Origin of the sequence: Pseudoalteromonas sp. T1lg21, from assembly GCF_002964625.1 — a bacterium.
Taxonomy (GTDB): domain Bacteria; phylum Pseudomonadota; class Gammaproteobacteria; order Enterobacterales; family Alteromonadaceae; genus Pseudoalteromonas; species Pseudoalteromonas gelatinilytica.
Genome location: NZ_PQBX01000001.1, coordinates 291,383 through 303,234, shown reverse-complemented (window position 1 = coordinate 303,234; position 11,852 = coordinate 291,383). Strand labels below are relative to the sequence as shown.

The 11,852-nt window shown below is 41.7% G+C and carries 13 protein-coding genes and 1 pseudogene; 4 read left to right on the top strand and 10 right to left on the bottom strand.

The window, feature by feature from the left end; genetic code table 11:
• Window positions 1-37: 37 nt before the first annotated feature.
• From C2M25_RS01435 to C2M25_RS01420, 4 genes are read right to left on the bottom strand one after another with little or no spacing between them, the layout of a single operon-like run.
• On the bottom strand, window positions 38-499 hold the full coding sequence (locus C2M25_RS01435) for a response regulator (protein WP_062566100.1): 462 nt from the start codon (window positions 497-499) through the stop codon (window positions 38-40).
• A complete protein-coding gene (locus C2M25_RS01430) occupies window positions 499-1,977 on the bottom strand; it encodes a sensor histidine kinase (RefSeq protein ID WP_063702182.1) in 1,479 nt (492 codons plus the stop codon). The genes C2M25_RS01435 and C2M25_RS01430 overlap by 1 nt, the downstream gene beginning before the upstream one ends.
• A 22-nt stretch (window positions 1,978-1,999) precedes the next feature.
• A complete protein-coding gene (locus tag C2M25_RS01425; protein WP_105180190.1) occupies window positions 2,000-2,209 on the bottom strand; it encodes a histidine kinase in 210 nt (69 codons plus the stop codon).
• Between the two features lie 12 nt (window positions 2,210-2,221).
• Window positions 2,222-3,562 (bottom strand): sigma-54-dependent transcriptional regulator, encoded by a 1,341-nt coding sequence (locus C2M25_RS01420; RefSeq protein WP_105180189.1) that lies wholly within the window; start codon window positions 3,560-3,562, stop codon window positions 2,222-2,224.
• A gap of 215 nt (window positions 3,563-3,777) precedes the next feature.
• Here C2M25_RS01420 and C2M25_RS01415 point away from each other — a divergent pair, with 215 nt between their 5' ends.
• Together C2M25_RS01415 and C2M25_RS01410 are read left to right on the top strand one after the other, a co-directional pair.
• A complete protein-coding gene (locus C2M25_RS01415; RefSeq protein ID WP_063702176.1) occupies window positions 3,778-4,290 on the top strand; it encodes an NUDIX hydrolase in 513 nt (170 codons plus the stop codon).
• A gap of 81 nt (window positions 4,291-4,371) precedes the next feature.
• Entirely contained in the window at window positions 4,372-4,905 is a 534-nt protein-coding gene (locus tag C2M25_RS01410; protein WP_105180188.1) for a cytochrome b, read from the top strand.
• A 7-nt stretch (window positions 4,906-4,912) separates the two neighbouring features.
• On the opposite strand, the gene C2M25_RS01405 is transcribed toward C2M25_RS01410, so the two are convergent.
• The 3 genes from C2M25_RS01405 to C2M25_RS01395 are packed head-to-tail and all read right to left on the bottom strand — an operon-like array spanning window position 4,913 to window position 7,057.
• On the bottom strand, window positions 4,913-5,407 hold the full coding sequence (locus C2M25_RS01405; protein WP_105180187.1) for a YgjV family protein: 495 nt from the start codon (window positions 5,405-5,407) through the stop codon (window positions 4,913-4,915).
• Between the two features lie 49 nt (window positions 5,408-5,456).
• Complete coding sequence (locus C2M25_RS01400; RefSeq protein ID WP_105180186.1) at window positions 5,457-6,023, bottom strand: Crp/Fnr family transcriptional regulator; 567 nt, start codon at window positions 6,021-6,023, stop codon at window positions 5,457-5,459.
• The gene (locus tag C2M25_RS01395; RefSeq protein WP_105180185.1) at window positions 6,020-7,057 is read right to left on the bottom strand and encodes an NAD(P)H-dependent flavin oxidoreductase; all 1,038 of its coding nucleotides are present in this window, start codon (window positions 7,055-7,057) and stop codon (window positions 6,020-6,022) included. Before C2M25_RS01395 ends, C2M25_RS01400 begins: the two co-directional genes overlap by 4 nt.
• A gap of 165 nt (window positions 7,058-7,222) precedes the next feature.
• Here C2M25_RS01395 and C2M25_RS01390 point away from each other — a divergent pair.
• A pseudogene (locus C2M25_RS01390) lies at window positions 7,223-8,598 on the top strand (NAD-dependent succinate-semialdehyde dehydrogenase).
• 198 nt (window positions 8,599-8,796) lie between these two features.
• On the opposite strand, the gene C2M25_RS01385 reads toward C2M25_RS01390, so the two are convergent.
• The 3 genes from C2M25_RS01385 to C2M25_RS01375 all read right to left on the bottom strand — a co-directional run bounded on the left by C2M25_RS01385 (window position 8,797) and on the right by C2M25_RS01375 (window position 10,748).
• Entirely contained in the window at window positions 8,797-9,879 is a 1,083-nt protein-coding gene (locus C2M25_RS01385) for an endonuclease/exonuclease/phosphatase family protein (RefSeq protein ID WP_105180241.1), read from the bottom strand.
• 17 nt (window positions 9,880-9,896) lie between these two features.
• A complete protein-coding gene (locus C2M25_RS01380; protein ID WP_063702163.1) occupies window positions 9,897-10,217 on the bottom strand; it encodes a hypothetical protein in 321 nt (106 codons plus the stop codon).
• A gap of 99 nt (window positions 10,218-10,316) precedes the next feature.
• Entirely contained in the window at window positions 10,317-10,748 is a 432-nt protein-coding gene (locus C2M25_RS01375) for a hypothetical protein (RefSeq protein WP_105180184.1), read from the bottom strand.
• Window positions 10,749-10,999: 251 nt separating this feature from the next.
• On the opposite strand from C2M25_RS01375, the gene rhlP reads away from it, so the two are divergent.
• Window positions 11,000-11,812 carry a rhombotarget lipoprotein gene (gene rhlP / locus C2M25_RS01370; protein ID WP_105180183.1) on the top strand — a complete coding sequence of 271 codons (813 nt, stop codon included), beginning with the start codon at window positions 11,000-11,002 and terminating at the stop codon, window positions 11,810-11,812.
• Window positions 11,813-11,852: the final 40 nt, after the last annotated feature.

Below are 11,852 nucleotides of genomic sequence, written 5' to 3'. Positions count from 1 at the left end.
TCCAATTTGCTTAATTAAGTATTTATGCGAATTGGACTTAATCGTTCTGTGATGTTGGCAGCTCTACAAACTCTACCCAGTATTTCCCTAGTGTTTGCATTAACTCAACTAAACCTTCAAAAGTAACCGGTTTAGTGATGTATGATGCAGCGCCCAAGTCGTAGCCTTTAACCATATCTTCTTCTTGTTTTGATGTGGTTAAAATCACAACCGGTATGCCCTTCAAGTTAGGGTTGGCTTTGATGGCTTGTAAAGCTTCTCGACCATCCATACGCGGCATATTTAAATCGAGTAAAATCAAGCCCGGACGAGGCGAGTTTTCTTTTTCACTAAATTTGCCTTTACGCTCAAGGTATTCAAGCAGTTCTACACCGTCTTCAACAAAAAACAGCTCGTTCAATACACGGCTTTCGGCCAATGCGTCTTGGGTTAATAAACGATCATCTTCGTCGTCATCAGCCATTAAAATGGTAATTGGTTTAACTTTATTAAGTGGCATTACGCCTCTCCTTGTAATGTGAAAAGCGATGCTTCCACGGGTAATTTAATAGTGAAACTTGCACCCTCACCAACGCGACTGCTTGCGGTTATTTCTCCGCCGTGACGCTCAACAATACGGCGACAAACCGATAAACCTATGCCTGTGCCTTTATATTGAGAACGACCATGCAATCGCTGAAACGGAACAAATATTTTTTCGAGATACTCTTCAGAAAAGCCGATGCCGTTATCTGAAATTGTAATAACTTCCCACTCCACATCGCTATTGTGAGTTTCGCTAAATTCTGACGTTCGTTGGTATGCAATATCAATCACAGGCGCAACATTCTCACGTCTAAACTTCACCGCATTAGAAAGAATATTTAAGAACAATTGCAGCATTTGGCTTGGATCGGCTTGAATGTGCGGTAAAGTATCAAGGTTAACTGTGGTTTCAGATTCTTTTATCGCAATTTCAAGATCATCAAGAACTTCTGCAACAACTTCATTTAAATCAGTATCAGTAAAATCTTTACCCCGGGTGGTTACGCGAGAGAACTCAAGCAGGTCATTGATTAAATTAGACATACGCTGCGCCGCATTTTTCATCCGGCTAATATAGTCGATACCTTTTTCACCGAGTTCATCTTTAAACATCTTTTCAAGGCGGTCACTGAAAGCTTGGATCTTACGCAGTGGCTCTTGTAAATCATGGCTTGCAACAAAAGCAAAGTCTTCAAGCTCTCTGTTAGAGCGGCTTAGTTCGTCAGAATAGATGGTTAGCTCTTGCGTGCGCTCTGCGACTTTTGCCGCCAAGTTCTCGTTTTGTTGTTCAAGCTCTGCCCTGTACTTAGTTTGGTTGCGTAGGTTAATACGAGTTAACACAAACATACCAATAATCAATAAGGTACTGGTCACAGCGGTTATCAAAAATGTGAGCTTTGCTTCGTTTTTAATTTGCGACAGCTTCGCAAACTGCTCGATTTTAAAGTTAAGCTCACGCATTTGAATTTCATCAACCGCTACACGAATGTCTTTATATAATTCGCGGCCTTGGTCTGTTAGCAACAGTTGGCGTGCTTTAAGATCTTTATTTGCAAGGGCCAGATCGGTGGTTTTAGTCATCACCGCCACTTTGTCGTTTACTAGATAAATTAACCGCGCAATGCGGTCTGCCTGACCGGGTATTTCTGAATGCAAACTTTTCACAAGCATGATTTGCGCTTGCATCGACGCAATCGCATCATTGTAAGGGAGTAAATAGTCTTTACGATCGGTTAATAGATAACCACGCTGACCAGACTCAGCTTGCACCACAGATAAGTGCAAACGCTCAATCGCAGTGTTGAGTGAGTTGGTATTATCAAGGCTACTTTGTGTTTCAGTGAGTGAGCGAATGCTATTAAGGGCTAAAAACGCATTAGCCACCACAATACAAAGCACCACGGCAATAAAGCCAGCCCAACTGACTGCTATTTTTCCTTTTTGTTTTTGCATTTACTTCTCAATCTATGAGTGCTTAATCAGCTGCGTGAGCGTCGCTTATTTCCTGTAAGTGCTCACTACACTCCTGACAATTAGCAATAATTTTATTCAATGCCTCAAGTGCTTTTTGTTTTGGCATATCATTTTCTAATACGAGCTTAACTAACTCAGCATTCATCGAAATACGGTTTAGTGGCGCACGTGCATCATGCACCATTTTTCGTAAAGACTCGTTATTATTCATAGTTATCCTTTGTTATTTGTATTCGCCAATGCCTCCATAAGCATTTAAACGGTTATAAAGTGTTTTAGTACTGATCCCCAGCATTTGTGCTGCAATCGTCTTATTACCTTGTACTTTGTCTAAGGTCGCGTGGATCAATTCTTTTTCAACTTCTTCAATAGTTTGCCCAGCAACAACTTGGTTTGCTTGACTCTCTTTATTCACTTTAGAAAATGGCGACTCTAATGAATCAGGTAATGTAATAACGGAGCCTTTCGGGTCACTCATAATAAAAGCACGGTGAATAGCGTGACGAAGCTCACGTACGTTACCCGGCCAATCATGGGCCTCAAGCTCTTTGATTTGCGCCGCTTGCCATTTAAAGTCAGTGCCGTTTTCTTCATTAAGCTGCTCTAAAAAGGCATTGGCAAGCAGTGGAATATCTTCTTTGCGCTCACGAAGCGGTGGAATATCAATGGGGAATACCGCTAAACGAAAGTAAATGTCTTCACGTATAACATTGTTTTGCGCAAGGTCGGTCAAGGTGCGATTTGTTGCAGAAATAACACGGCAATTCACTGCTTGCTCTTTGGTGCCACCCACTCGAGTTACTTTTTTGCTTTCAAGCACACGCAGTAAATTTGGCTGCATATCAATTGGCATTTCGGTCACTTCATCTAAAAATAAAGTACCACCAGCAGCTTGCTCAAACACCCCCTCTTTACGAGCAATCGCACCTGTAAATGCGCCCTTTTCATGGCCAAAAAGCTCGCTACCAATCAGCTCTTTTGAAAATGCACCACAGTTAGTTGCTACTAACGGACCATCACAGTCAGTCGCATTATGAATCGCCTGCGCCACCACTTCTTTACCTGCACCACTTTCACCCATCAACATCACATTAGCAGAAGTGGCAGCGACGCGTTCAATCATAGTGTAAAGCTTTTGCATCACTTCAGATTCACCTATTAGAGTGCCGAAGTGGCGCTTGATTGCTGGCGTTGCTTTTTTCTTAGGGGTCGCTTTTTTCGGGTTGAGTACACGCTCAATGTCTTCGCGTTGCAGTGGTTTGACTAGGTGGCCTACATTAGGCTCACACATTTCAGCCAGCTTACCTTTTACTGAAGGGTGCCCTGAAATTAACGTAACACGAGGCGATTGACCGATTGCTTTTAAATGCTCTAGTAAATGCAGGCCGCTGCCATCTGGCAGCATGAAATCTAAAAAGACATGATCAAATGTGTTGTTTTCAAACCATTGCTCCGCTTCAGCAAGGTTCGCTGCGGTATTTATATTGTGCCCGAGGAACTCAACTATGTGACAAACTACATCACTAAATTCACTGTCATCATCAACCAAAAGTACGTTTAACATATTCATTCCCTAAGCTTTTTTTGCCATTTTACGCATAGTTATAATGAAATGAAACTATATGCGTTAAATACCTAAATAGTTCTTAATTCCAGTTATAATACCTTATTAGTTTCAATTTGGGGTAAGCATAATGAATTAAATGCGAAAAAAAAGTTATTATGGCACGTTCAATATTAAGCTAAGCTGTACTTGCATTAATTTAAAGTTGTAATCCTATGAAGTTATTAAGAAAAGTAGTTCACCCAAGTTTAAGTAATGACTATGGCACGGTGTTTATTCGTAACACTGCCCGCGCCATTGTTTTAAAAGGTGAACAAATACTACTTTTATACACCGCCCGTTATGATGACTATAGCCTACCTGGTGGTGGCGTTGATGAAGGCGAAAGCATTGAGCAAGGGCTTCTACGAGAGTTACATGAAGAAACAGGCGCACAACAAATTCAAATAAAGCAGCCACTAGGATTATACGAAGAAGTTAGGCCTTGGTATAAAGACGACTTTGATTGTGTTCATATCAAATCCTATTGCTACTTCTGTGAAATTAGTGATGAATTTGCAGACCCAAAAATGGAGCACTACGAAGTGCAAAATGGTATGCACCCTAAGTGGGTGAATATTTTTGATGCCATTGCACATAACGAAACCACCATGGCAATGAGTGAGAAACAGGGCCTATCGATTCAGCGCGAAACCTTTTTATTAAAGCTGATTGCTGACACTCTTTAAGTTACTTTACATTACTTTACGCAACCCTCAGCCATTGTGGCAGTCTATACTTATAATTAAAGCCAATTATAAGAGTAAACCATGAGTAAAGTAGCTGCCCTTTCAAAACCAACCATCCTGTTACATTGGACCGTTGCCATTTTGTTTATCGGCGTATTTGCGATGGGCATTTATGTTGCTGATTTTGCCGAGCCCCCCGCTAAATTTACCTATATGGGTTGGCATAAATCAATGGGCTTAGTGGTATTGGTTTTTGCCATTGCAAGAGTCATTTGGCGTATTAAAGAAGGCGCATTACCTGCAACATCTGCAATGCCTAAATGGCAAACAGCAGTTGCTCACCTCACTCATGGCTTATTGTTACTTGCGACCCTAGCTATGCCGCTTTCTGGCTTTATCATGAGCTATGCGGGCGGTCGTGCAATTAGCTTCTTTGAGTTTGAGCTATTGAGCGCACCAGAGAAAACACCTTGGCTTGCTGATGCAGGCAGCTTTGTACACCACAGTTCAGTGCTTATTATCGTGGTGATTTTAGCCTTGCACATTGCCGCAGCACTTAAACACCAGTTTGTTGACAAAGATGGCATGCTGAGCCGCATGCTAGGTAAGTCTTAAATCAAATTTAAGCGGGCTTAGGGTGAGCATAAAAGCGCCATAAGCCCACTAAATTACTTATTAAAAAGACCGTCTCCATAAGCACTGCCAATGGTGAAAAAACCAAGATGTTATGGACTATCCAGCCAATCGTGCCAACAATCATCAGTATACGTAAGGTAAAGTCTTTGCCTTGGAATGAAGCGTAGGTTTGCAGTAATGTTGCCGACAGCGCGATAAAGCTCACCCAGCTTTGCCAAGTAAATAGTACTGCGCTAATACTCAAAAGCATAAAAGCTATCATCACCCAGCTTTTGCGGGCAAAAATACAATAGCCATAACGCAGTGCAGCAATCAGCATTAAGCTTGCTGCACTAAAGTTTTCGAGCAACATAAAGTGCACAGATGTCAGTAAAACCGAGCTAAACAAACAAGCTAAAATTGCCTGTCTTTGTTTAAATTGAAAAGAAGCCAAATCGAGTAATGTGGCAATGGCAACTAGGCTCTGAGATAAAATAAACATAACGACTCCTGAAAAATCAGCAGTGTAATGTTCACTATTTTGCTACGCCTTAACTTAAGTTAAGACGCCGTCTAATTCGCGATAAAGAAATCGCAGAAATCCCTAAATACATAGCAACCTCATTTAAACTCAGTTGTTCAAGCCAATGCGGTTTTTGTTCCAGTAAATATTGATAACGCTGCTCAGGGGTATTGAGTAATAAAAACGCTTCTTTTGCTTCTTTAAACAATAATTGCTGACTAACTAACTGATGTTTAACTGCTTGCCAGTCAGCACTATCAAGTAAAACCAAAGGCACCTTAATAAGCTCAGCATCACGTATCACTTTGAGCTGGTAAAGCGCTGGGGTTTTGGTTAACCAGTTACCATATAGCAGTGCAAATTCATCTTGAAAGTAGAACTCTTTACACTTTTGCGCACCTTGCGATGATGCATGTAATGCCCCAAGCACCCCTGATATAATTAAGTAACCTGCATCTTGTTCGTCGCCTTGCTGCAATAAAACATCACCTTTAGCGTAACGCTTTATAGCGCATTGCCCAGCAAGCTTGTTACGAAATTCACAGGCTAGTTGATGGTAACTATCACCGAGCGGAAGTAACTGGGTATCTATCAAGATTGCCAACCTTGCATTAGTAGTTCAGTCATTTGCTGGGCGTTTATACCTTCTCGAACCACAAAGCGCTCACCACACCAAAGCGGTGAAAAACCACTGTCACCTTTAGCCTCTGCTTTTGCACGTAATGCCGTCATCGCAATCGACGCATACGGAAAAGGCGGCGCTTGCTCTGGCATCGCGCCTAACTCTTGCATCACTCTGTTGCGTATTCCTCGTGCCGGGCGGCCAGAAAACAATGTCGTCAATTCGGTTGAGTTTGGTGCAGCTGTTTTTAATACTTCACGATGCAAAGCATTCGTTGTCGCTTCTTCACAAAGTAAGTAAGCGCTCCCTACCTGCACTGCTGCTACACCGAATGCTTGATAGTGTGCTACATCTTCTGCTGTACAAATTCCACCAGCTGCAATAACGGGAATATCAAGCTTTACACACTCTCGCACCAATTGCGCTGTGGTTGGTTGCAGCGATAAATCCATCGATAAAAAATGGCCGCGGTGGCCGCCTGCTTCAATCCCTTGTGCGATAACCGCATCGGCACCATTTGCTTGTAACCAACGCGCTTCATCTAACGTTGTGGCTGATGAAAGAACGACCCCGCCCCATGCTTTTATTTGAGAAACAATCTCTTTACTTGGCAGACCAAAGTGAAAGCTCACAACAGCAGGCTTATAAGGGGCGATAATATCGATCACTTGCTGATTAATTGGCTGGCGTGAGGCGTTACGGGTAAATTGTGAGACATCGACAGCAAACTCATCAAAATAAGGTGTAAGCACATTATGCCAAGCAGTTTGCTGAGCCAGTGAATAGTCAGGTGTTTGATGGCAAAAGAAATTAAGATTGAACGGCTTATCCGTCTGCTGACTAATGTAATCAAGCTCTGAGACAAGCTGCTCAGCCGAGAGCATAGCGCAAGGTAACGAGCCAAGCCCCCCAGCTTCACACACAGCCACTGCCAGCTTGGCATTTTGCACACCCGCCATCGGTGCTTGAATAATCGCAAGTTCGGTATTTAACACTGAGTTTGTCATTACGTATTCCTTGTAAGTTTTGCAGCCTGTTGCAGTTTTTACAGAAAAAGAGTGCCTAGTTAAGATTAAACAAAAATAAAAGGCAATTAAATCATACGGATAGAATATCGAAAATTAGGTATTAGCCTTGCAAACCTTTTCCTACAATTTTGTAAGGAGATAATGATGACTGATACTGTTACTACAATCAATCCAGCCAATGAGCAAACCTTAAATACGTATACTTTATTGTCATTGCAACAAGCACAGAGTGAAGTTGACCAATGTCATCAAGCTTTTTTAAAGTGGCGCACCACATCCCATAAACAGCGCGCTAAATTACTCAATCAACTTGCACAAGTGATTGAGTCTAATCAACAAGAATTAGCCCAACTGATGACCGATGAAATGGGCAAGTTATATCAACAAGGCCTACAAGAAGTTGAGCTTTGCGCTGCAATTTGTCGCTATACCGCTGAGCAAGGGCCCAAAGTGCTTGCTGATGAAAGCCGTGATATGCAAGACGGGCACGCAATTATTAGCTATCAACCAATCGGTGTCATTTTAGGTATCCAACCTTGGAACTTCCCGCTTTATCAAGTTATACGCTATGCTTGCGCGAATATCATGGCGGGTAATACCACGGTGCTAAAACATGCTGGTAATGTATTTGGCATGGCCGAAAAAATTGAGCAGTTATTTACTCAAGCAGGTTTTGATGACTATTGCTTTAAAAACTTACTGATTGACGGCAAAACCGCAAGCAAGCTTATTGAGCACTCAGCTATTCGTGGCGTGACATTTACTGGTAGCGACGAAACAGGCAAAAAAGTGGCTGAGCTTGCGGGTAAACAGGTTAAGAAAACGGTACTTGAGCTTGGCAGTAACGATGCCTATGTTGTACTCGATGATGCTGACTTAAATACGGCGATTACCGCATGTACACAAGGGCGCTTAATCAATAACGGGCAAACCTGTGTTGCAGCAAAACGCTTTATTGTGGTTGATGCCTTATACGATGACTTTAAAGCCTTAATTAAAGAGCAATTTGAACAGGTTGTTCTTGGTGATCCGAATGATGAAAAAACCACGCTCGGCCCAATGGCCCGTAAAGGTCTACGCGATAAGCTTCATCAGCAAGTGACTGAATCAGTAAATGCAGGTGCGAGCATAATTACCGGCGGTAAAGTTGCCGAACACACAGGCTTTTATTACACCCCGACTCTACTTGAAAATATAAAACCGGGCATGCCCGCTTACGATGATGAATTATTTGGCCCTGTAGCATCGCTTATTCGAGCAAAAGATAACGCTGAAGCAATGCAAATTGCTAATGATTCACGCTATGGTCTTGGTGGCGGTATTTTTCAAAAGATAAACAAGCAGCCATTGAACTTGCAAAACACCATTTTGATACCGGTATGGTGAATATCAATGGCTATGGCCTTGCGCAGCCGAACTTACCATTTGGTGGTGTAAAAGACAGTGGCTATGGCCGTGAACACGGCGGCTTTGGACTACGAGAATTTGTTAATATCAAAACTATTATGGTCAACGACTAACCACAAAAAGGGCTCATTAGAGCCCTTTTTAATACTAAAACGTATCACTTTTCATACCAATCCGCTTAATTAAGTAGTCTATTTTGAGGCAATAAAACCTCGTTGATAACAAGGCAAAAATTTCGTTATTTAGTTGTTCTAAATGAGAAATTTTTAACGCAGTTAGCGACAGGTTTTATCCCTCAAAATGATTAAGTATTATTGCGGGTTGGTATCAAACATTGGCACTTGCTGTTTAGAGGCTGATGGCATTTTTAACTCATCCACGGCTTTTTCTTTATCAATCTGCTCTTGTTGTTTTTGATTGTCAGAGTCGGGGTTATAAACAAGCTCAGTAAGCAGTGCAAAATGATCTGAACCATACTTTGCCAAACGCTCAATACGCTTAACACTAAACTCATTACTATGAAAAAGGTGATCAAGCGGCCAGCGCATAAAGAAATAGCTGGCATGAAAGGTATTAAAAAAGCCGCGACCTTTACGTGGGTCTAACAAGCCACTAATACGCATAAACAAGCGGGTACTCCGCGACCATGCAACATCATTTAGATCACCAGCAACAATACAAGGTCGCTGTCTGTTTTTAAGTGCTTTCGCTAAAATTATCAGCTCAGTATCACGCGGTCGAGAGCTGTCTTCTTCTGTGGGGCTCGGAGGAGCAGGATGAATAAAGTGCCCTTGTACTTCTACGCCATCTGCATCTTCGAACAAAATATGGATTGAGGGGATATCGCTTTCTATAAGCTCACAAACTTGCTGTTGTTTGATTTTAAACTTGCTGTACAAGTGCATGCCATAACGATTATCTTTTGGGCAGTACACTCGATATGGGTATTCTTGCTCTAAACTGCTCAGTTTATTTTGCCAAGTTTGATCAGACTCTAACGTAATGAGTAAATCAGGTTGGTGCGTTTTAACTAAACCAATGAGTTGGTCATATTCAGTGTTCGACATCAGTACATTTGCCGACATAATACGAATACTGTGCTTATCGGATTTATTACTTGAGGCAACTTCTTTATTAGCGAGCCTTGTGTAAGGGTAAATCCAGCCGACTTGTAAAAGCAACACGACGATACTCGCCAGAGCACAACCAATATAAAGCGCGGAGCCCGTACGACTGATTAAATAGCTTGCAGCAATTAAACTCGCACAAGCAAGGTAAACCACTTGCAAGCGTACAAAGTCACAACTGCGAATTAAATAATGTTGGGAATATGAAAATGGCAAGATTGAGACCACTAGCAGCATGGCCAATAGTGAACTCAATCCATAAGTCATGAACGATTCAAGCAAAACTAGCGGCTCAGAATAGAAATAATTTCTCGGGTATCTTCCACTAAACGCACGACAGTATCGTCGACTTGAATTGAAATTAGACCATCTCTGTCTCGTGATTTAATCACTTTACCGCGGCGGTAAATATCACGGTCAAGAATATCGCCTTTACGTAATTTTTTTTGCCAACCAGGTGGTAAATCACCACCATTATCAAGTTTCTTTTCAAGGCCAGGTGGCAGACTTTTATCTTTGTCCTTATCCTTGTCTTTATCTTTTGCAAGTGCGCCAGCCGTCACTAGGCTTAAACCAATCACTGCAACTGTTAACAATGCTTTCATGCGAGTGCTCCTTTTATTAGTCCCAATTAAGCGTAGCAAGTTTTTCTGAACTGGGTATGAAACAAGCTAAAAAAAGCCGCTAAGCGGCTTTTGACAGGATTAACGATGGCGAGTAACGATTGATAAAATCTCTCGCGTATCGTGTACTAGATGAATAAGACGGTCATCGATTTCGATGGCAATAATGCCATTTCGGTCGCGACGTTTAATCACTCGACCATGGCGATATATATCTCGGTCAAGAATATCACCATGGTGATAACGCTTATACCAACCTGGTGGTAAGCCACCACCATGTCCTACTTTTTTGTATAAACCGGGTGGTAAATCACGGTAGCTGTAATAGTCATATCGGTCATGGCGATCATGTCTGTCATGATGGTGATGCTTGTGATGTTTTTTATGTTTATGCTTTTTGCGTTCGTGTTTTTGTTCGTATCTATCATGGTCACGATCATGTTTCGCGTTTGCTTCCATAGGTATCAAACTCAAACCTAAAACGGCAACTGAGATAGTAATTAATTTATTCATAATAGAGACCCTCAACGTTTGCTCTTGATAAAAAGCCTAACGTTTTAGCCTGAATCATAGATGAAGGGTTACAATTTAAAAACGCAACTGTTTACATATCAACACATTAGAAAGCCAATCTTTACATTTCTTTAAACTTCTTTGGCACTATTTACGAAAAATCGAGTCTGAGTTACAGTTCCAGTTGCAGTGTTTGTCTTTATATTTGCAACATAAACAAACGCTTCTTCACTACATAATAAGGATAATTTATGAATGTACTAAAATGGTGTTTGATAATTAGTATTTCTGCACTAACAGGTTGTAGTGCCATGATGAGCCAATATGGCAATCAAAAAACGCAATCAAGTTCATTGGTTGAGTACCTTTACCCAGACCAACAAGACAGAGCTGCACACCAAGCAACAATTCCAACCTTGAACTTACCTGCCACAGTAGGGATTGCCTTTATCCCTAACAAGTACAATGATGGCTTGCATCATGGGGATGAAGTCGCACTGCTTAATGAAGTTAAAAAGCAGTTTATGCAATATGACTACATAGACCGTATTGAAGTGATCCCAAGCACTTACTTAAAAGGTAGTGAAGGATTTACCGCATTAGAGCAAGTTTCTCGTTTATATGATGTGGATATTATGGCGCTTGTTTCGTACGACCAAGTGTCGCAAAGCTTAGAAAATAACGCTGCGTTTTTATATCTAACGATTGTTGGTTTATATGTGATTCCGGGCAATGAAAACTCAGTACAAACCTTTGTAGATACCGCCGTATTTGACGTAAAAAGCCGAAAAATGCTGTTTCGCGCGCCAGGTATTCATAAAGCAGAGCAACGCAGCACAGCGATTGGCATCGATGAAGTCGCTAAAGAGCAGTCACTAGCAAGCTTTAATGGTGCCGTTGATGACATGATCACAAATCTCGATGCTGAATTGGCGCAATTTAAAACCCGCGTAAAAGAAGAAAAAGTGGCTAATGTCACGCACAGAAATGGTACTGGCGGCAGTAGCTTATTCTGGTTAGTGGCAGTACTGGCAGGTTTTGCCGTACATCGCCGTAATGCATAACAGACAAAGTTATTAATCGCGAAAGCTTTTACCCATCCTA

What these genes read in the sequence shown, in the direction of transcription:
- C2M25_RS01435 (WP_062566100.1), bottom strand. Translation starts at nt 499, where the DNA reads ATGCCACTTAATAAAGTTAAACCAATTACCATTTTAATGGCTGATGAC.
- C2M25_RS01430 (WP_063702182.1), bottom strand. Translation starts at nt 1,977, where the DNA reads ATGCAAAAACAAAAAGGAAAAATAGCAGTCAGTTGGGCTGGCTTTATT.
- C2M25_RS01425 (WP_105180190.1), bottom strand. Translation starts at nt 2,209, where the DNA reads ATGAATAATAACGAGTCTTTACGAAAAATGGTGCATGATGCACGTGCG.
- C2M25_RS01420 (WP_105180189.1), bottom strand. Translation starts at nt 3,562, where the DNA reads ATGTTAAACGTACTTTTGGTTGATGATGACAGTGAATTTAGTGATGTA.
- C2M25_RS01415 (WP_063702176.1), top strand. Translation starts at nt 3,778, where the DNA reads ATGAAGTTATTAAGAAAAGTAGTTCACCCAAGTTTAAGTAATGACTAT.
- C2M25_RS01410 (WP_105180188.1), top strand. Translation starts at nt 4,372, where the DNA reads ATGAGTAAAGTAGCTGCCCTTTCAAAACCAACCATCCTGTTACATTGG.
- C2M25_RS01405 (WP_105180187.1), bottom strand. Translation starts at nt 5,407, where the DNA reads ATGTTTATTTTATCTCAGAGCCTAGTTGCCATTGCCACATTACTCGAT.
- C2M25_RS01395 (WP_105180185.1), bottom strand. Translation starts at nt 7,057, where the DNA reads ATGACAAACTCAGTGTTAAATACCGAACTTGCGATTATTCAAGCACCG.
- C2M25_RS01385 (WP_105180241.1), bottom strand. Translation starts at nt 9,879, where the DNA reads ATGACTTATGGATTGAGTTCACTATTGGCCATGCTGCTAGTGGTCTCA.
- C2M25_RS01380 (WP_063702163.1), bottom strand. Translation starts at nt 10,217, where the DNA reads ATGAAAGCATTGTTAACAGTTGCAGTGATTGGTTTAAGCCTAGTGACG.
- C2M25_RS01375 (WP_105180184.1), bottom strand. Translation starts at nt 10,748, where the DNA reads ATGAATAAATTAATTACTATCTCAGTTGCCGTTTTAGGTTTGAGTTTG.
- rhlP (WP_105180183.1), top strand. Translation starts at nt 11,000, where the DNA reads ATGAATGTACTAAAATGGTGTTTGATAATTAGTATTTCTGCACTAACA.